Source organism: Pseudonocardia sp. NPDC046786, from assembly GCF_040645415.1.
GTDB lineage: Bacteria > Actinomycetota > Actinomycetes > Mycobacteriales > Pseudonocardiaceae > Pseudonocardia > Pseudonocardia kongjuensis.
On record NZ_JBEYYF010000001.1, the window covers coordinates 1 to 18,279 of the forward strand.

Genomic DNA, 18,279 nt, shown 5'->3' on the forward strand with positions numbered 1-18,279 from the left:
CGGCACCGGTCGCGACCAAAGCCTGTCCACACTGCGGTGAACCCGTCTCGATCGTCGCGCTGCTGACCACCCCACAGGCTGCGCGCCCGAGCGTCCCCGAACCCGGCGTGATCCCACTACGCCGAGCCTGACCAACACCCACAACTACACCACTGGCGACACCGGGCCCCGAGCAATACGCTCTATCCCACCTGGGGAAGTTGATCTATCGCCTCTGGGGATACTCGACTAGCGCCATCAACCAGCTCGGTCACGCGAAGATCAGCATGACCCAGGGCCGCTATCTCGGGCGGCGGCTCACCGACCGTCAGACCGCCGACGTCCTGGAGGACATGTTCGCCGAGGACACGAAAACTGCCCCAAAACCCTACTCTGATCTTGAAGACGAACCGGACGCATCGCCTTGACCTGGTCATTGTGTGGGCCCCCGGGGGATCGAACCCCGAACCCGCGGATTAAAAGTCCGCTGCTCTGCCGATTGAGCTAGAGGCCCCAGAAACCACCCCGACCGACGCCGGGGCGGAACCGCCGCCGGATGATCTGTCCCCCGGACGGTCTCGGCGATCCCGGGTCACATCGTACAGCCGGGCGGCACCGATCTCGTCAACGCGACACCTCCGGACGGGGAGGTGCCGGCTACTCGCCGCGGCTCTCGATCGCCTCGGTGAGCTCCCGCTTCCACGCCTCGCGCTCGTCCGGGTGATTGCGGCCCATGTCGGAGATGCAGTCCGCGCAGCGCCCGACGATCGTCAGGAGCGCCCCGGTGGAGCAACGGACGCAGCTGACCGGCTCGGCGACCGCGTCCAGCGGGTCGGGGAGATCATCGGTGCGCTCGACCACATCGGTAGTCACTCGGCAACGGTAGCGGACACCCGACCCGGTGGATCCGGGCCACGACGGCGTGGCGGATCCGGCCCGAAGGTCCGGTTCGGCGCACCATCGGGGCATGAGGTTCCGAGGTACGACCACCCGGCTCGCGATGCTCGGCGCGGCCGCGCTCCTCGTCACCGCCTGCGGCGGCAACGGGAACGGCGACGACCAGCAGGCCGAGACCACGGCCGGGCAGACCGTCCAGGTCTCCGCCACGTTCGCCGAGGGCGGCGAGGGTCCCGCCTACACCTACGACACCGAGCTCGTCCCGGTGGGCGCGACCGTCGAGGTGACGAGCGAGGAGAGCGAGGGCTCGACGACGACCACGCTGCGGGTGACCGGCCTCCAGCCGAACCGCACGTACGGCTCGCACGCGCACACCCAGGCGTGCACGCCCGAGGCCGGCGCCGACGCCGGCCCGCACTACCAGTTCTCCGAGGACCCGGTCACGCCGAGCGTCGACCCGGCGTACGCGAACCCGCAGAACGAGATCTGGCTCGACGTCGACACCGACGGGACCGGCGCCGGCGAGTCGACGAGCACCGTCCCGTGGACGTTCCCGGACGACCGCCGCGCGGAGTCGGTGATCCTGCACGAGGAGCCCACCGCGACCCACGCCGGGCACGCCGGCACCGCCGGTGGCCGCCCGGGCTGCGTGACCGTCGACTTCTGATCCGTCCCCCGTCGGCGGGCGGGGCGCGACGCGCGGGACGCACCTGGGACAATCGTCGGTGTGACCGTGCAGTACGCCCCCGCCCGTCGCGGACGCGTGCTGCCACCGTTGCGGATCGGCCCCTACGCGGTCGACCCGCCGGTGGTGCTCGCACCGATGGCCGGTATCACGAACGCCGGTTTCCGCCGTCTGTGTCGGGAGCAGGGCGCCGGCTACTACGTCTGCGAGATGATCACCGCCCGCGGGCTGGTGGAGAAGAACCCGCTCACCTTCCGCATGATCGCCTTCGACGGCGACGAGCACCCCCGTTCGATGCAGCTCTACGGCGTCGATCCGGCGTCGATGCGCCGGGCCGCCGAGATGATCGTCGAGCGCGATCTCGCCGACCACATCGACATGAACTTCGGCTGCCCGGTCCCGAAGGTCACCCGTCGCGGCGGCGGCGCCGCGCTGCCGTTCAAGCGGAAGCTGTTCGAGCGGATCGTGCGGGCCGCGGTCGAGGGGGCGGGCGACCGGCCGGTCACCGTCAAGATGCGGATCGGCATCGACGACGAGCACCACACCCACCTCGAGGCCGCCCGGATCGCGGTCGGCTCGGGCGCGGTCGCCGTCGCGCTGCACGCCCGCACCGCGTCCCAGCGGTACTCCGGCGCCGCCGACTGGAGCGCAATCGCCCGGCTGCGCGAGGCCGTGCCGGCGCACGTCCCGGTGCTCGGCAACGGCGACATCTTCTCCGCGCAGGACGCGCTGGACATGGTCGCGCGCACCGGGTGCGACGGCGTCGTGGTCGGCCGGGGCTGCCTGGGCCGGCCGTGGCTGTTCGGCGACCTGGAGGCGGCGTTCGCCGGGCGCGAGCTGCCCGCCCCGCCGAACCTCGGCCAGGTCGCGGCGACCCTGCGCCGGCACGCCGTGCTGCTCTGCGAGCACATGGGCGACCACAAGGGCATCCGCGACGTCCGCAAGCACGTCGCCTGGTACCTCAAGGGCTTCCCGGTCGGCTCGGACCTGCGCCGCAGCCTGGGCATGGTCACCTCGATCGGGCATCTCGACGACCTGCTGGCCGAGCTGGACCCGCACGAGCCCTTCCCGGCGGACGCCGACGGCCCGCGTGGCCGTCAGGGCTCCCCCGGCCGGGTGGTGCTCCCGGAGCACTGGCTCGACGACCCGGACGACCCGTCCGTCCCCTTCGGTGCGGACCTGGAACACTCCGGCGGCTGATCACCGAGTGTCCGGGCCACCCCGGGGCGACGGGTCCGTCCCCGGGCCGGGGGAACCGGACACGCCGAACGGGTACCGAATCATCATGCGCCTCAAGCACCACAATCGTCGCACCGATAACACCGGTGATGATCGACGAGACGGGAGGTGGACGGTGACCGACACGGCCTGGACGGTGCGCAACCTGGTGCGCTCCGCACGGCGCGCGGCGCTGCCGCCCACCGACGTCGCCCCCGATCCCGGGATCGGTGACGTCCCGCCGACGACGCCCACCGCCCGGGCCGCGCTGCACACCGCCGCCGCGGAGCGGCTCGCCGCCCACGACCGGTTCGAGCAGGCGTATCTGCATCTGCGCGAGGCGGTCCGGCTGCTGAACGGCGCCGCGGTGGTCGAGGACGAGCTGGACCGGCTGCGTCGCGAGCACGCCGAGGCGCACGAGCAGAGCCGCCGGGACAGCCTGACCGCCTCCTACAACCGGCGCTACCTGGACGAGACGCTCGCCGACCTGCTCGGCGCCGACCGGCAGGTCTGCCTGGCGCTCGCCGACATCGACCACTTCAAGCTGGTCAACGACACCCACGGGCACCCCTTCGGCGACCGGGTCCTGCAGCGGATCGTGCTCGAGCTCGGCCGGGCGCTGCCCCGGGGCGCGTTCTGCGCCCGGTACGGCGGCGAGGAGTTCGCCCTGGTGCTGCCCGGTCTCGGCCCGGACGAGGGCGTCGCGGCCTGCGAGGCGGCCCGCGAGCGGGTGGCCGCCCACGACTGGTCCGAGCTCCACCCCGAGCTGCGGATGACGATCAGCATCGGCATCGCGCACACCGGCCCCGGGGACGCGGCGGTGGACCCGCTGGTCGCCGAGGCCGACCTGCTGCTCTACACGGCCAAGCAGGCGGGCCGCAACGCCGTCGCGCACCGTGGCCCGGGCGGTCGCGTGGTGCTCGCCGGTGCGGCATCCGGACGCAGGTCGATCCCCCAACCGGACGTACACGGCGGCCGCCCCGGGCCACCGGCCCCGCTGACGGCTGAATAGACTCACCGCGCAGGATCCGGTCGTCCGCGTCCCCCGACACGGACGGCGAGCGCGCCGGGAACGGCCGCGCGAGGAGGAGGCCCGGTGCAGGACGGCGACGACGACGGCCACCGGCCCCGGCGTACCCGCCGCAGGGCCGATGCCGCCGATCCGCCGGACCAGCCCGCGGACGGCCGGCCCGGGTCGCCGCCTCCGCCCACCGGCTCCGGCCGGCAGGTGCCGCCCGGCCCCGTCCCACCGGCCGGTGTGCGACGGGTGCGCGGTGGCCGGGTGCCCCGGCACCCCGGTGGCCCCGCACCTGGCGGTTCCCGTCCGGGTGGCCCGGCACCCACCGGGTCCGGTCCGGCCGGGCCCGCCCCCACGACGCCGGCCCCCGGCATGCCCGGGTCGGTGGTGCCCGGCCGTGGCCCGGCGCGGTCCGGCCCGGCCACACCGCCACCCGGCCTCCCCCGGCCGGTCGGCACCGGCGGCCACGATCCTGCTGGCCCCGGCCCGGCAGTCCCCACGACCGGCGCTGCCGGCCGCCCCGGCCCGGCCGGCAGCACCGGCGGCGTGCCCGCCACCGACCGGCCGGCGGCAGCACCGACAGGACCGGCCCGCACCGGGCCCGACGACGCGCCGAACGGTGACCGCCGCGCCGCGCCGGAGCCGGCCGCTGCGCCGGGACGCGGCCCCGGACCGGAACGCGCCACTCCGGAACGCGGTGCAGGTGAACGCGCGGCCGCACCGGAACGCGCGGCGGAGGGCCGGAAGGCGGCCGGCAAGGCGCCCGCCCGGAGCGCCACCGACTCCCGGGAGACCCTGATCTCGGCGGTGCCCCGCAGGCTGCGCCGCCGCTACGCCGACGAGGTCGCCGACGAGCCACCCGCCGGTGCGCCGGGCGGGACGGGTGTGGCGGCCGGGCCGGGCAACGCAGCGGACGCAGGCAACCCGGCCGGAGCCACCGTGACCGGCGCACCGGTGACCGGAGCGGCCGCGGCCGGACCAACAGCAGCCGGGGCAACAGCAAGCAGCGCGACGGCAGCCGGCGCGACGACAGGCAGCGCAACAGCAGGCGGCGCGACGGAAGCGACCGGGGCCACGCCCACCCGCCCCGACCACCGGCGCTGGGCCCGGATCGGTGCGGCCGCGGCGGCCGCGCTGGTCCTGGTCACGACCGCGTTCGGGTTCAGCGCCCGCGGCCAGGTGTACGACGGGATCCGGTCGGCCGCGGCGCTCGCCCCGGACTCCGACGCGATACTGGACGCCGACACCCAGGCCGGCGACCGGAACATCCTGGTCCTGGGCCTGCAGGCGGAGCGCGCGGACGCACCGGAGTCGGCCCGCAGCGACACCGCGGTCCTGGTCCACCAGCCGGCGGGCGGCGGCCAGCCGGTGACCCTGTCGGTGCCCGCGACGCTCGAGGTGGCTCGGCCGCCGTGCGACCGCTGGGACGCGGCGACCGGCAGCTACGGCGACACCGTCCCGGCCGAGTCGCGGACGGCGTTCGCGACCGCCTACGACGTCGGCGGCCCGGCCTGCACCGTCGGCGTCGTGCAGCAGCTCACCGGCATCCCGGTGACCGGTGTCGTCGCGCTCGACCTGGCGGGCACCCCGGAGCTGGTCGACGCCGTCGGCGGGATCCGGGTCTGCACCGAGCGCCCGGTGGTCGATCCGGTGCTCGGGCCGGTCGTCGAGGGTTCGGGCTCGGTCCCGCTGGACGGCCCGCTCGCCCTCCGGTTCGCCGCCGCCGCCGCGACCGCCGACAGCTCCCCCGCGAACCGGGTGCAGCGCCAGCAGCGGGTGCTCGGCGCCGCGCTGGGCGACGCCCTCTCCACGACCTCGCTGCTCACCCCGGGGGCCGCCGGCCGGGCCGCCGAGGGTGTGTCGGCGGCGATCGTCGCCGACGGTGTCGACGCCGGGGAGATCCTGACCCTGGCCCGCGGCCTCGGCCGGGCCGGCACCGCAGGCGACAGGAGCACCCCGCTGTTCCTGGGCCTGCCGGTCTCCGAGACGCCGAACACCCGCGGGCATCTGGAGCTGCAGCGCAGCGACGCGCGGGCGCTGTTCGCCGCGCTGCGCAAGCACGAGCCGCTGCCCGAGTCGGCGACCGCGCCGGCCGCCCGGTCCGCCGCCGCCCCGGCTACCGCCGGGACGGTCGTCGACCTGGTCGACGCCACCGGCTCCCCCGGCTCGGTCGACCGGATCGCCGAGAACCTGCGGGAGCGCGGCTACGAGATCGGCGCGGTCCGCACCGGCGATCCCGCCGAGGGCGCGACGGTCCGCTACTCCCCCGACCGGACCGACGCGGCGGGCACGCTCGTCGGCGTGCTCCCCGGGGCGTGGCCCGCACCGGACCCGACCGGCAGCGGACGGCTGGAGATCGTCGTCGGGGCGACCGGCACCGCCCCGGTGCAGGCCGTCCCGGCCGACGACGCCGACTGTTACTGAGCGCTGCGGCGGGGCCCCGGACCCTCCGGACGTCGGACACCGTTCATCGTGGGTTCATCCGCCGAGGCTGACCGGGGTCGACACCGGCTCTAGGCTCGGGGCATGCGCGACACGTACCAGGAGCAGCTGGACGAGCTGGCGTCCGGCCTGGCGGGGATGTGCGACGACGTCGCCGCCGCCATGGACCGCGCGACCCGCTCGCTGCTCGAGGCCGATCTGCAGCTCGCCGAACAGGTCATCTCCGAGGACGTCCGGATCGACGGGGTCCGTGCGACCGCCGAGCACCGGGCGTTCGGGCTGCTCGCGCTGCAGGCCCCGGTGGCGACCGACCTGCGGGTCGTCGTCGCCGCGATCCACGGTGCGGGTGACATCGAGCGGATGGGCGATCTCGCCCTGCACGTGGCGCAGGCGGCCCGGCGGCGGCACCCGCAGTCGGTGCTGCCCGACGAGGTCAAGCCGTACTTCACCGAGATGGGCCGGGTCGGGGTGGCGCTGGCCGAGAAGGCGGGCCGGGTGATCCGGAGCCGGGACCTGGAGGCGGCGACCGAGCTGGAGGTCGACGACGACGAGATGGACGACCTCCATCAGCACATGTTCACCGTGCTGATGGACCGCAACTGGACGCACGGGGTGTCCGCCGCCGTCGACGTCGCGCTGCTCGCCCGGTTCTACGAGCGTTACGCAGATCACGCGGTGGCCGTCGCCCGGCGGATCGTCTACGTCGTGACCGGCCAGATGCCGGGCCCGCTGGCCGTCTGAGGGTCGCCGCACGGCGCGCGGGAACCCCGGTGCCGGCCGGATCGCGTTTGGCGGTGAGACGGCCGGGGCACACCTGAGCCATGGAACACGCGGGGTGTGTCGTCACCGAGGTGACCGGCACGTCGGACGAGAGCGTCGAGGAGGCGATCCGGAACGGCGTCGGCCGGGCCGGGCAGTCCCTCGAGTGGTTCGAGGTCACCGGTGTGCGCTCCACCGTGCTCGCCTCGACCGAGCGTTTCCAGGTCGACCTGCGGGTCGGCGTGGCGGATGGCCGCCTGAGCGGCCGGTAAGCGCCGCTCGTTCACCGACCGTTCATCGCAGTCCCGGCGAGGCCGCCGTCCGGGCCGATCTAAGGTCGTGGGCATGCGCAGGGAGACACTCGACGACAACCTGACGCAGCTGCAGGCCATGCTCGACGAGATGGGCCCGCTGGTCGTGACGGCGTTCCGCAACGCCTCCGAGGCGCTCCTGCACAACCGTCGCCGGCTGGCCGAGCAGGTCGTCGCCCGCGACCACATTATCGACGGGCACCGGGCCGCGATCGAGCTGCTGGCCGTCGAGACGATGGCGCTGCACCAGCCGATGGTGAGCCCGCTGCGGTCGGTGATCACCGCGCTGCGCTGCTCGCAGCAGCTGGAGCGGATGGGTGATCTGGCCCGGCACGTCGCCGAGGTGGTCGTCCGGGCCGGTGACCGGCCGGCGCTGCCCGAGCAGGCCGTCGAGCTGTTCACCGAGTACGGCACGCTGGTCACCGCGCTGGGGCACAAGGCCGTCACAGTGCTCCGCACCCGCAACGTCGTCCTCGCCTGCGAGCTGGAGTCCGACGACGACGCGATCGACGAGGTGCACCGCTCGGTGTTCGAGCTGATGTTCGGGCCCACCTGGGCGGCCGGCGTGCCGGCCGCGGTGGACGCCGCGCTGCTGGCCCGGTTCCACGAGCGCTACGCCGACCACTGCGTGCACCTGGCGAATCACGTCGTCTACGCGGTCACCGGGGCCACCCCGGACGAGGTCACCCTCTGACCGGACACGGGTCGGCCCCCGCACCCCACGCGGGACACCGGGGCCGGACGGGCCGGGGCCGGCTCAGCCGAAGCGGCCGGAGACGTAGTCCTCGGTGGCCTTCTGCGACGGCTGGGAGAAGATCGTCTTGGTCTCGTCGATCTCGACCAGCTTGCCGGGCTTGCCGGTGCCCTCGATGTTGAAGAAGCCGGTGAAGTCGCTGACCCGGGCGGCCTGCTGCATGTTGTGGGTCACGATGACGATCGTGTAGTCGTTCTTCAGCTCGTTGATCAGGTCCTCGATCGCCAGCGTGGAGATCGGGTCCAGCGCCGAGCACGGCTCGTCCATCAGCAGCACGTCCGGGCGCACTGCGATCGCGCGGGCGATGCACAGCCGCTGCTGCTGGCCGCCGGACAGGCCGGAACCGGGCTTCTCGAGGCGGTCCTTGACCTCGTTCCACAGGTTCGCGCCGCGCAGCGAGCGCTCGACGGTGTCGTCGAACTCGGCCCGCGACGCCCGGCGGTTGTTCAGCTTCATCCCGGCGATCACGTTGTCGTAGATCGACATCGTGGGGAACGGGTTCGGCCGCTGGAACACCATGCCGATCTGCCGGCGTACGCCGACCGGGTCGACGTTCGCCCCGTACAGATCCTGGCCGTCCAGCTCGAGCCTGCCCTCGACGCGGGCGCCCGGGATGTTCTCGTGCATCCGGTTGATCGAGCGCAGGAAGGTCGACTTGCCGCAGCCGGACGGCCCGATCAGCGCGGTGACCGTCTTCGGGTTGATCGTCATGTTGACGCCCTCGACCGCGAGGAACGAGCCGTAGTAGATGTTCAGGTTCTTGGCTTCGACGCTCTTACCCATGGCGGGATGTCCTATCGGGTCTTCGGGGCGAAAAACTTCGAGATCAGCCGGGCGACGACGTTCAGCACCATCACGATGAGCATCAGCACCAGGGCCGCGGTCCACGCCCGGTCGAGGAACGGCTCACGGGGCACGCCGGGCACCGCGTAGGAGTAGTAGGAGAACACCGGCAGGGTCGCCATCCGGCCGTCGAACGGGTTGAGGTTCACCCCGGTCGCGAGGCCGACGGTGACCAGCAGCGGCGCCGTCTCGCCGATCACCCGGGCGATCGCCAGGGTGATGCCGGTGGCGATGCCGCCCGCCGTCGTCGGGATGACGACCTTGAGGATCGTCCGCCACTTCGGCACGCCCAGCGCGAACGACGCCTCGCGCAGCTCGTTCGGGACGATCTTGAGCATCTCCTCGGTGGAGCGCACCACGATCGGGATCATCAGCACGGTGAGCGCGACGGCGCCGACGAAGCCGAACCGCACACCCGGGCCGAGCAGCAGCGCGAACAGCGCATAGGCGAACAGGCCGGCGACGATCGACGGGATGCCCGTCATGACGTCGACGAAGAAGGTGATCGCCCGGGCCAGCCGCGAGTTGTTGCCGTACTCGACCAGGTAGATGGCGGTCAGCACGCCGACCGGGATGGACATGGCCGCCGCCAGCCCGGTGATGATCAGGGTGCCCTGGATGGCGTGCAGCGCACCGCCGCCCTCGCCGACCACGCCCCGCATCGAGTTGGTGAAGAAGGTGGCGTCGAACCGCTCCCAGCCCTGGCTGACCACGGTGTAGAGCACCGAGACCAGCGGGATCATCGCGAGCAGGAAAGCGCTGGTCACCACGACCGTGACCAGCCGGTCGGCGGCCTTGCGGGCGCCCTCGACGATCCGTGACGCGGTGTAGGTGGCACCCGCGTACACGACCGCGGTGAAGAACAGCCACAACCCGACGCCGGAGCCGATCGCCACCACCACGCCGGCCATGACGGCGGCGGTGACGGCGAGGATGCCCAGCGGCGCCCACCGCGGCAGGCTGCCCTTGCGGCGCAGCACCGCCGGCGTGGCAGAGGCGGGGGCCTCCAGCCCGGTTCCGGTCACGGGGACCTCTTCGGTGCGGTCGGGTTCGGTTCCGGTGGACATCTCAGTTCGCTCCGGAGAAGTCGCGGCGGCGCTCGACGATGTAGCGGGCGAGCATGTTGACCAGGAGGGTGATCACGAAGAGCACCAGACCGGACGCGATCAGCACGTTGACGGTCAGCCCGGACGCCTCCGGGAACTGCAGCGCGATGTTCGCCGCGATCGTCGCCGGGTTCTCGGAGCTGATCAGGTTGAAGGTGATCGCCCCGGACACGGAGAGGATCATCGCGACGGCCATCGTCTCGCCGAGCGCGCGACCCAGACCCAGCATCGCGCCGGAGATGATGCCGGAGCGGCCGAACGGCAGGACCGCGAGCCGGATCATCTCCCACCGGGTGGCACCGAGCGCCAGCGCGGCCTCCTCGTGCAGCTTCGGTGCCTGCAGGAAGACCTCGCGGGCGACCGCGGTGATGATTGGCAGGATCATCACCGCCAGCACCAGCCCGACGACCAGCATGGTGCGGCCGGTGGTCGACGGCGGGCCGGCGAACAGCGGGATCCAGCCGAGGTTGTCGGCGAGCCAGGTGGACAGGCCGACCGAGAGCGGCGCCAGCGTCCAGGCGCCCCACAGGCCGTACACGATCGAGGGGACCGCGGCGAGCAGGTCCACGATGTAGCTGAGCCCCTGGGACAGCCTGCGCGGGGCGTAGTGGCTGATGAACAGGGCCACCATGACGGCCAGCGGGGTCGCCACCACCAGCGCGATCACCGCGCTGAGCAGCGTGCCGAAGATCAGCGGGGCGACGTAGAGGACGATCCCGCCGGGCAGCTCCGACTCGGAGGCGGTGATCGCCGGGAAGGCCTCGATGAGCAGGAAGGCCGCGACCCCGGCCAGGACGACCAGGATCAGGATCCCGGCGCCTTTCGCGGAGCCGGCGAAGATGCGGTCACCGAGCTGCGAGACCGGCTTTCCGGCAGGGCGCTCAGACGGGGCGTGAGTGGTGGTCACAGTGATCCCTGGATGTGCGGACGTGCGCTGGGCAGGGTCGGAACGGCACCCGGAGCCCCGGGCCGCGCGTCCATGATGAACACCGCCCGGGGCTCCTGGCTAGATGACATACGACTCGATCTCCAGTGGTCGCAGGACCCGCTCAGCCACCGGCCGAGATGCTGTCGATCACGGGCGTGATCTCGCCGCGCAGGGTGTCCGAGAGCGGGGCGGAACCGGCGGCCCGGGCCGCGGCCTCCTGGCCCTCGGCGCTGACGACGTAGCTCAGGAACGCCTTCGCCACGTCGGCCTGCGCCTGGTCCGGGTAGGTCGGGCAGGCGATCAGGTAGGACACCAGCACGACCGGATAGGCGCCGCCGGCGGCGGTCCGGTTGAGCTCGTAGGCGAACGAGCCGTCGCCCTGGCCCTCGACCCGCTGGGACTCCTCGAAGATCTGCGCGGCGGCCTCGGCGGTCGGCGCCACGTCCTGGTCGCCCAGCTTGACGTTCGCCTGGCCCAGGTCACCGGCCTGCGAGGCGTCGGCGTAGCCGATGGTGCCGTTGCCCGCGTTCACCGCACCGATCACGCCGGAGGTGCCCTGGGCGGCCTCGCCGCCCTGGATCGGCCAGTTGCCGTCGGCCTCGTCGGTCCAGACGTCCGGCGCGGCCTGGTTCAGGAAGTCGGTGAGGTTCTCGGTGGTGCCCGACTCGTCGGAGCGGTGCACCGGGGTGACGGTGGTGGCCGGGAGCGTGACGCCGGGATTGTCGGCGACGATCGCCGGGTCGTTCCAGGCGGTGATCTCGCCCCGGAAGATCCCGGCGATGGTGGCCGGGGAGAGGCTGAGGTCCTGCACGCCGTCGAGCTTGAAGACGATCGCGATCGGCGAGACGTAGTTCGGGATCTCGATGACCGAGCCGCCGCAGCGCTGGCGGGCCTCGTCCAGCTGCTCGTCGTGGAGGTAGGCGTCCGAGCCGGCGAACTGCACGCCGCCCTGGATGAACTGGGTGCGGCCGCCGCCGGAGCCGACCGGGTCGTAGTTCACGGTCGCACCCGGGTTGGCGTCGCCGAACCCGGCGATCCACGCCTGCATCGCGGCCTGCTGCGAGCTCGCACCGGCGCCCGAGATCGTGCCGGAGACGCCCTCGCCCTCGGCCGCGCCGCCACCCTCGTTCGCCGCGGCACAGCCGGCGACGAACAGCGCACATGTGGTGGCGACGCCGACGGCCGCCAGGCGCGCCCGGGGCGCGCGCCGCTTCGTCTTCACTGCAGGTTCCTCCGTGGTCGGCAGGTGCCGTTCGGGATGACGGCCCGGGGTGGCCGTCCGAGCGCAGACGCTAGGAGCCGCCGTTGGACGCAGGACCCACGGAAGATGAACGTGGAATGAACAGGACCGCCGGTCGGGGGATCCGTGTCACACGATCGACGAGCGGCGACCGGGCGATGCTCACTCCCGGGTGTAGTTGACGTCGGCGGCGTGCACCCCGAAGCCGAGCCGCTCGTAGACCCGGACGGCGGGGGCGTTGTCGGCCTCGACGTAGAGCAGCACGATGCCGAGCCCGCGATCGCGCAGGTGGTGCAGCCCGGCCAGGGTCAGCACCCGGCCCAGGCCGCGGCCGTGCGCGGCCGGGTCGACGCCGAGCACGTAGACCTCGCCCATCGCGGGCTCGTCGCCCGCGGCGGGATGCACCTTGGTCCAGTGGTAGCCCAGCAGCGTGCCGGACGGGTCGGTGGCCAGCAGGAACCCGTCGGCGTCGAACCAGTCCTCGGCCTGCCGGGCGGCGAGCTCGTCGCCGGTCCAGCCGCCCTGCTCGGGATGCCAGTCGAAGGCGGCGTTGTTGACCCGCAGGAACTCGGCGTCGTCCCGGCCGGGGACGAACGAGCGGAGGGTGACGCCGTCGGGGAGCTCCACCTCGGGCAGCGCCGGCGCGTCCGGCCCGGCCAACGGGCGGCGCATCTGCCACAGCACCCGGTCCCGGCGGTAGCCGCGGGCCGCGGCGAGCGCCTTCGCGGCGTCCAGGTCGCCGTGCGCCCACACGTGCGGATCGGGCGTCGCCGCCTCCAGCGCCGCGACCAGGGCGCTGCCGATCCCGCGCCGGCGCCGGTCCGGGTGCACCGCCAGCTCGGCGTACCCGCCGTCGAGCTGGGCGTACCCGTCGACCGCGACGTCTCCGGCACCGCCGGTGCCGCTGACCAGGTGCAGCACCCCGTCCGCGGTCGCGCCGGGGCGCAGATTGCGCAGGAACACCTCGGACAACGGCTCCGCGCCGTCCGCGCGCGATGCGGCGGCGAGCAGTTCGTGCACCGCGGCGGCGGTGTCGGTGTCGAGTCGGGTGAGCACCTGCGGATCCACGGACCGGACCCTAGTGCCCACCCGGTCGACGGCGTCGGTATCGGTGTCGGCGTCGGTCAGCGCGAGGAGAGTGCCCCCGGGGTGGTCCGGCCCGGGGGGGTCGGACGGGCCACTCCGGGGAGACGACGGTCGGCGGGTTCGGGATCGGTCTCGCCCTCCGGGTCCGGCGGGGCGGTGAGACCGCCGCGGGACGGCCGGACGAACTTGTAGCCGACGTTGCGCACGGTGCCGATCATCTGCTCGTGCTCCCCGCCGAGCTTGGCCCGCAACCGCCGCACGTGGACGTCGACCGTCCGGGTGCCACCGAAGAAGTCGTACCCCCAGACCTCCTGCAGCAGCTGGGCCCTGGTGAACACCCGGCCGGCGTGCTGTGCGAGGTACTTGAGCAGCTCGAACTCCTTGTAGGTGAGCTCGAGCAGGCGCCCCTTGAGCCGGGCCGAGTAGGTGGCCTCGTCGATCACCAGCTCGCCGAGCACCAGCGCGCCGCCGCCGGAGGCGGACTCCGCACCGGGCCGCGAGCGCAGCAGCCGCAGTCGCGCGTCCACCTCGGCGGGGCCGGTGTCCGGCAGCAGGATCTCGTCCACCACCCACTCCCCGGACACGGCCACCAGACCGCCCTCGTTGAGTACGGCGATGACCGGCACGTCGGTCCCGGTGCTGCCGAGCAGGCGGCACAGGCTCCGGGCAGCCACCAGGTCGCTGCGGGCGTCGACCAGGACCGCGTCGTGCGGGCCGGCGTCGAGCAGTGCGGCCACCTCGGGCGCCGCGGTCCGGACGTTGTGCGGAAGCAGGGACAGGGCGGGCAGCACCGCTGCCGCGTCGGGAGCCGTGGTCAGCAGGAGCAGTTCCATGGACTCCTCCTCTCGCGCGATACGCAGACGATACCGCCACGTCACGCGCTGGTCAGCCGGATCGCGATCTCCCTCACGCCCGGCAGGTGTATCGATCCGCTGATCGATGCACCCGGACCTGCCCTTCCGGGCAGGTCGGGGGCCGGGCGCAGGGGCGGACGGTCCGGTCTCTACCGTTCGGGGGTCCCGACCCCGCCACAGGGAGGCACCGCACGTGGGAGGCACCGTGAAGCGGGCGCTCGCCGCCGCGCTGGCCGTGGCCGCCGTGCTGGTGCTGGCCGATCTCGGCACCGGTGCCGCGGCGGAGTCCGGCATCGCCCGGCAGATGCGCGAGACCCTCGACCTGCCGGAGGACCCGGCCGTGCGGGTGACCGGCCTCTCGTTCCTGGCCCAGGCGGTGACCGGCCGCTACGGCAAGGTCGAGGTGAGCATGGATCGGGTGCCGATCGGCCCGCTGCGCACCCCGGAGGTCCGCGCGGAGCTCTACGGCGTGCGCGCCCCGCTGTCCGCGCTGGTCGGCTCCGGCCCCGCCGAGTTCCGCGCGGCCGCCGCCGAGGGGGCCGTCCGGATCAGCCCGAACGACGTCCGGCGGATGGTCGTCGCGGCCGGCGGGCCGGCCGCCGCCGTCGAGCGGCTGACCGTCGAGGAGGTCGACGCGAACGCGATCGACACCGCGATCCGGGCCGGTGCCGACCCGACCCTGCGCGGCACCGACCCGCGAACCGCCGCCCGGTTCGTCGCCGAGCTGCCGGTGGACGGCTCGGACACCCGGGTGGGTGTACTGAGCGCGCTCGTCGTCACCGACGGCGTGCTGCGGATCGTGCCGCGCGACGTGCGGGAGATGGACACGAACGAGCCCGTCCCGGCCGCGGTGCGCGACTCGCTGCTGCGCGCGCTGGCCGTCGAGCTCGATACCGGGACGCTCCCGCTGGGCGTCACGCCGACGTCGGCGTCGATTCCGGAGTACAACGTCCTGGAGATCTCCGGGGCGGTCCGGGATCTCGACATCGGCGGGGACGGGGCCACCCGCTCCACCAGCTGACCCGGGGAGGCGCACGTGCAGACCGGTGGACTGGTCGTGCTGATCGTGGTGCTGGCGCTGGCGACGGTGGCCGGTCTGGTGCTGCGCAACCGCTCGGGGCGGGTCCGGACGACGACGCCGGCCCGGGCGGCCGGCCCCGGCGGCTGGGAGCTGGCCGGGATCGCGCCGGACGGCAGGCGCGCCCTGCTGCTGCAGCTCTCCTCGCCGGTGTGCACGCCGTGCCGGCAGACCGCGCGGTTGCTCGGCGACCTGGCGGCCGCCGATCCGGGGCTCGCGCACGTCGAGGTCGACGTGGCGGAGCGGATCGAGGTGGCCCGCACGCTGGGCGTGCTGCGCACCCCGACGACCGTCGTCTTCGACTCCGGCGGCGCCGAGATCCTGCGGATCTCCGGTGTGCCGCGCGCCGACGAGCTGGCGGACGCGCTGCCGGCCGCACCGGCCTGACCGGACACCCTCCCGCACTGTGATGCAACGGCCCGGCCGCACGGGGTGTGCGGGCCGCTCCGGGTCGGTTACGCTCGGGGCGTGAACTGGCCGCTGACCCGACGCCGCGCAGTCGATCTGTGCCGCCTCGCCGGCTGCCTCTGTCTGGACTCCTGACCCGCGTGCCCTCCCGCCGCGGCGTCCGTCGGGCGCCCGGCCGAAACCCGGTTCACCAGGAGTGTCCATGTCCGTCACGGACAACGGGAACGCGCGCACCGAGCCTCGGCTCGATCCGCGCGGTGTCCGGTTCTCCGCCGCCCTCACCACCGTCGTCCTGGCGCTGGTGCTGGTCAGCGGCAGCGGCCTGCTCGCCATCGCGCAGGCCGTCGTCTTCGCCGTCGGCGCCGTCGCCGGGATGCGGTTCGCCCCGTACGGGGCGCTGTACCGGGTGCTGCTCGCGCCGCGGCTGGGGCCGCCCACCGAGTGGGAGGACGCCGCCCCGGTCCGCTTCTCGCAGACCGTCGGGCTGGTGTTCACCGTCGTCGCCGCCGCCGGGTACCTGACCGGCCTGACCGCGCTCGGCGTCGTCGCCGCCGCGGCGGCACTCGTCGCGGCGTTCCTCAACGCGGCCTTCGGCTACTGCCTGGGCTGCGAGATGTACGGGCTGCTCGCCCGCCTGCGCGGTGGCGGCACCGCCGCCGCGCGCCCCTGACCGTCCACACCTTCACGCGACACGATTCGGGAGAGATCACACATGAGCCGCGAGGACGTCCTCGTCACCGCCGACTGGGCGGAGCAGAACCTGGAGACCGACGGGGTGGTGTTCCTCGAGGTCGACGAGGACACCACCGCCTACGACGGGGGTCACATCCCCGGCGCGGTAAAGGTCAACTGGACCGACGAGCTGCAGGACCCGGTCCGCCGCGACATCGTGACCAAGGAACAGTTCGAGCAGCTGCTCGGCGCCAAGGGCGTCTCGAACGACGACCTGGTGGTGCTCTACGGCGGCAACAACAACTGGTTCGCCGCCTACGCCTACTGGGAGTTCAAGCTCTACGGCCACGACAAGGTCGTGCTGCTCGACGGCGGCCGCAAGAAGTGGGAGCTGGACGGCCGGACCCTGACCACCGACGTCAAGGACCGCCCGGCGACCTCCTACACCGCGAAGGAGGCCGACACCTCGATCCGCGCGTTCCGCGACGAGGTCGTGGAGGCCATCGACACGAAGAACCTGGTCGACGTCCGGTCGCCCGACGAGTTCTCCGGGAAGATCCTGGCCCCGGCCCACCTGCCGCAGGAGCAGTCGCAGCGCCCGGGGCACATCCCGTCGGCCATCAACATCCCGTGGTCGAAGGCCGCCAACGAGGACGGCACCTTCCGGTCCAACGAGGAGCTGGCCGCGCTGTACAAGGAGGCCGGCTTCGACGAGGGCCGGTCGACCATCGCCTACTGCCGGATCGGCGAGCGCTCGAGCCACACCTGGGTGGTGCTGCACGAGCTGCTCGGTCACGCGGACGTCAAGAACTACGACGGCAGCTGGACCGAGTACGGCTCGCTGATCGGCGTTCCGATCGAGCTGGGAGCGAAGTGACATGTGTGGTGCACCCGACCAGACCGTGAGCCTGCCCACGGGCACGGACCTGGAGAAGGAGACCGTGCTGGCCGGACGCGTGGTGGCCGGGGGCGACCCGGTCGGCGGCGCGTTCGTCCGGTTGCTCGACGGCACCGGTGAGTTCACCGCCGAGGTGGTGTCGTCGGCGTCCGGGGACTTCCGGTTCTTCGCCGCCCCGGGCACCTGGACCGTCCGGGCGCTGTCGCGCTCGGGCAACGGACAGTCCGAGCTCGTCGCCGACGGGCCGGGACTGCACCAGGCGGAGATCACCGTCGCCTGAGCCTGCGAAGGCGCGAGACAGCACCGTCGCCTGAGCCTGCGAAGGCGCGAGACAGCACCGTCGCCTGAGCCTGCCGCACGGGCCTCTCCCGGGATCCGTTCCCGGGAGAGGCCCGTTCGCGCTGTCAGGGCTGCTCGGCGGCGCCGAGCAGCGCCCGGCACTCCCGGTAGATCTGCCGGTACCGCTCGACGGCGCCCGCCCGGTCGCCGCGCTCGAGCAGTTCGAGGACGGCCCGGTAGCCCGCGGTCCACGGCGTCCACATGGCGCTGTCCCAGTTCAGCGCCATCATCCGCTGGGTCCGGGTCACCACGAGATCGACGTGGGTCTGCAGCTCTCGGTTGCCGCTGGCCAGGATCAGGATGGTGCTGAAGTCCGATCCGGCGGCGTTGGCGACGGTCACGTCGTGGCGGGCGAGCGCGTCCTCGAACTCGGCGAGCCGGGTGCGCAGCCGGACCAGGTGCTCGTCGGTGATGTTCTCGATGCCCCACTCGACGCCGGCGCAGGCGAGCAGGCCCATCACGTCGAACAGGTCGACGGTGTCCTGCACGTTCAGGTCGGCGATGCGCCGGGTCCGGTTCGGCGCGACGTCGACGAGCCCCTCGGCGACGAGCTGGGCGATGGCCTCCCGGACCGGGGTGATGCTGACCCCGAGCCGGGCGGCGAGCTCGGCATCCTTGATCACGGTTCCGGGCGCGAGGGTGCCCTGGACGATCTCGCCGCGGAGCTGACGGGTGATCGCCTCGCGCCGGGTCGGCGGGATCGCGAAGGACACCGGGAAATCATGCTCTCCCGGCTCCGGCCGGTCACCCCCGGGGCCGGTGTC

General features: G+C 73.3%; 22 protein-coding genes and 1 tRNA gene. 14 read left to right on the forward strand and 9 right to left on the reverse strand.

The window, feature by feature from the left end; translation table 11 throughout:
* The first annotated feature begins 200 nt into the window (after positions 1-200).
* Positions 201-407, forward strand: a complete 207-nt coding sequence (locus ABZ881_RS00005) for a hypothetical protein (protein ID WP_358480442.1) — start codon at positions 201-203, stop codon at positions 405-407.
* A 13-nt stretch (positions 408-420) separates the two neighbouring features.
* On the opposite strand, the gene ABZ881_RS00010 is transcribed toward ABZ881_RS00005, so the two are convergent.
* Together ABZ881_RS00010 and ABZ881_RS00015 are read right to left on the reverse strand one after the other, a co-directional pair.
* Positions 421-493: transfer RNA gene (locus ABZ881_RS00010), tRNA-Lys, on the reverse strand.
* Between the two features lie 143 nt (positions 494-636).
* The gene (locus tag ABZ881_RS00015) at positions 637-852 is read right to left on the reverse strand and encodes a hypothetical protein (protein WP_358480444.1); all 216 of its coding nucleotides are present in this window, start codon (positions 850-852) and stop codon (positions 637-639) included.
* A gap of 94 nt (positions 853-946) precedes the next feature.
* Here ABZ881_RS00015 and ABZ881_RS00020 point away from each other — a divergent pair, with 94 nt between their 5' ends.
* From ABZ881_RS00020 to phoU (ABZ881_RS00050), 7 genes are all read left to right on the forward strand, one after another.
* Positions 947-1,543 (forward strand): superoxide dismutase, encoded by a 597-nt coding sequence (locus ABZ881_RS00020; protein ID WP_358480446.1) that lies wholly within the window; start codon positions 947-949, stop codon positions 1,541-1,543.
* Positions 1,544-1,603: 60 nt separating this feature from the next.
* Entirely contained in the window at positions 1,604-2,761 is a 1,158-nt protein-coding gene (gene dusB, locus ABZ881_RS00025) for a tRNA dihydrouridine synthase DusB (protein ID WP_358480447.1), read from the forward strand.
* Between the two features lie 154 nt (positions 2,762-2,915).
* Entirely contained in the window at positions 2,916-3,791 is an 876-nt protein-coding gene (locus ABZ881_RS00030) for a GGDEF domain-containing protein (protein WP_358480449.1), read from the forward strand.
* A 552-nt stretch (positions 3,792-4,343) separates the two neighbouring features.
* On the forward strand, positions 4,344-6,221 hold the full coding sequence (locus ABZ881_RS00035; protein ID WP_358480451.1) for an LCP family protein: 1,878 nt from the start codon (positions 4,344-4,346) through the stop codon (positions 6,219-6,221).
* 102 nt (positions 6,222-6,323) lie between these two features.
* The gene (gene phoU / locus ABZ881_RS00040; RefSeq protein WP_344024857.1) at positions 6,324-6,980 is read left to right on the forward strand and encodes a phosphate signaling complex protein PhoU; all 657 of its coding nucleotides are present in this window, start codon (positions 6,324-6,326) and stop codon (positions 6,978-6,980) included.
* A 110-nt stretch (positions 6,981-7,090) separates the two neighbouring features.
* Positions 7,091-7,270, forward strand: a complete 180-nt coding sequence (locus ABZ881_RS00045; protein ID WP_358480453.1) for a dodecin family protein — start codon at positions 7,091-7,093, stop codon at positions 7,268-7,270.
* Positions 7,271-7,343: 73 nt separating this feature from the next.
* Positions 7,344-8,003 carry a phosphate signaling complex protein PhoU gene (gene phoU, locus ABZ881_RS00050; protein WP_358480456.1) on the forward strand — a complete coding sequence of 220 codons (660 nt, stop codon included), beginning with the start codon at positions 7,344-7,346 and terminating at the stop codon, positions 8,001-8,003.
* A gap of 63 nt (positions 8,004-8,066) precedes the next feature.
* Here phoU (ABZ881_RS00050) and pstB read toward each other — a convergent pair whose 3' ends face one another.
* The 6 genes from pstB to ABZ881_RS00080 all read right to left on the reverse strand — a co-directional run bounded on the left by pstB (position 8,067) and on the right by ABZ881_RS00080 (position 14,099).
* A complete protein-coding gene (gene pstB, locus ABZ881_RS00055; protein ID WP_344024862.1) occupies positions 8,067-8,846 on the reverse strand; it encodes a phosphate ABC transporter ATP-binding protein PstB in 780 nt (259 codons plus the stop codon).
* A gap of 11 nt (positions 8,847-8,857) precedes the next feature.
* Positions 8,858-9,973 carry a phosphate ABC transporter permease PstA gene (gene pstA / locus ABZ881_RS00060; protein ID WP_358480457.1) on the reverse strand — a complete coding sequence of 372 codons (1,116 nt, stop codon included), beginning with the start codon at positions 9,971-9,973 and terminating at the stop codon, positions 8,858-8,860.
* A gap of 1 nt (position 9,974) precedes the next feature.
* Positions 9,975-10,919: a phosphate ABC transporter permease subunit PstC gene (gene pstC / locus ABZ881_RS00065; protein ID WP_358480459.1), complete on the reverse strand. Its 945-nt coding sequence runs from the start codon at positions 10,917-10,919 to the stop codon at positions 9,975-9,977.
* A gap of 142 nt (positions 10,920-11,061) precedes the next feature.
* Positions 11,062-12,162, reverse strand: a complete 1,101-nt coding sequence (gene pstS, locus ABZ881_RS00070; protein ID WP_358480461.1) for a phosphate ABC transporter substrate-binding protein PstS — start codon at positions 12,160-12,162, stop codon at positions 11,062-11,064.
* Between the two features lie 180 nt (positions 12,163-12,342).
* Positions 12,343-13,248, reverse strand: a complete 906-nt coding sequence (mshD, locus tag ABZ881_RS00075; protein ID WP_358480463.1) for a mycothiol synthase — start codon at positions 13,246-13,248, stop codon at positions 12,343-12,345.
* Positions 13,249-13,304: 56 nt separating this feature from the next.
* Complete coding sequence (locus ABZ881_RS00080) at positions 13,305-14,099, reverse strand: response regulator transcription factor (protein WP_358480465.1); 795 nt, start codon at positions 14,097-14,099, stop codon at positions 13,305-13,307.
* Positions 14,100-14,313: 214 nt separating this feature from the next.
* On the opposite strand from ABZ881_RS00080, the gene ABZ881_RS00085 reads away from it, so the two are divergent.
* From ABZ881_RS00085 to ABZ881_RS00110, 6 genes are all read left to right on the forward strand, one after another.
* A complete protein-coding gene (locus ABZ881_RS00085; protein ID WP_358480467.1) occupies positions 14,314-15,141 on the forward strand; it encodes a DUF2993 domain-containing protein in 828 nt (275 codons plus the stop codon).
* A 15-nt stretch (positions 15,142-15,156) separates the two neighbouring features.
* Complete coding sequence (locus ABZ881_RS00090; RefSeq protein WP_358480468.1) at positions 15,157-15,585, forward strand: thioredoxin family protein; 429 nt, start codon at positions 15,157-15,159, stop codon at positions 15,583-15,585.
* Positions 15,586-15,666: 81 nt separating this feature from the next.
* Positions 15,667-15,741, forward strand: a complete 75-nt coding sequence (locus ABZ881_RS00095) for an Ms5788A family Cys-rich leader peptide (RefSeq protein ID WP_358481078.1) — start codon at positions 15,667-15,669, stop codon at positions 15,739-15,741.
* A 67-nt stretch (positions 15,742-15,808) separates the two neighbouring features.
* Positions 15,809-16,276 carry a DUF4395 domain-containing protein gene (locus tag ABZ881_RS00100; protein WP_358480470.1) on the forward strand — a complete coding sequence of 156 codons (468 nt, stop codon included), beginning with the start codon at positions 15,809-15,811 and terminating at the stop codon, positions 16,274-16,276.
* A 42-nt stretch (positions 16,277-16,318) separates the two neighbouring features.
* Positions 16,319-17,155: a sulfurtransferase gene (locus ABZ881_RS00105; RefSeq protein WP_344024880.1), complete on the forward strand. Its 837-nt coding sequence runs from the start codon at positions 16,319-16,321 to the stop codon at positions 17,153-17,155.
* Between the two features lies 1 nt (position 17,156).
* Positions 17,157-17,456 carry a DUF1416 domain-containing protein gene (locus ABZ881_RS00110; protein ID WP_358480472.1) on the forward strand — a complete coding sequence of 100 codons (300 nt, stop codon included), beginning with the start codon at positions 17,157-17,159 and terminating at the stop codon, positions 17,454-17,456.
* Positions 17,457-17,580: 124 nt separating this feature from the next.
* Here ABZ881_RS00110 and ABZ881_RS00115 read toward each other — a convergent pair whose 3' ends face one another.
* Positions 17,581-18,228, reverse strand: coding sequence for a GntR family transcriptional regulator (locus ABZ881_RS00115; RefSeq protein WP_358480474.1), 648 nt, complete (start codon positions 18,226-18,228; stop codon positions 17,581-17,583).
* Positions 18,229-18,279 lie beyond the last annotated feature (51 nt).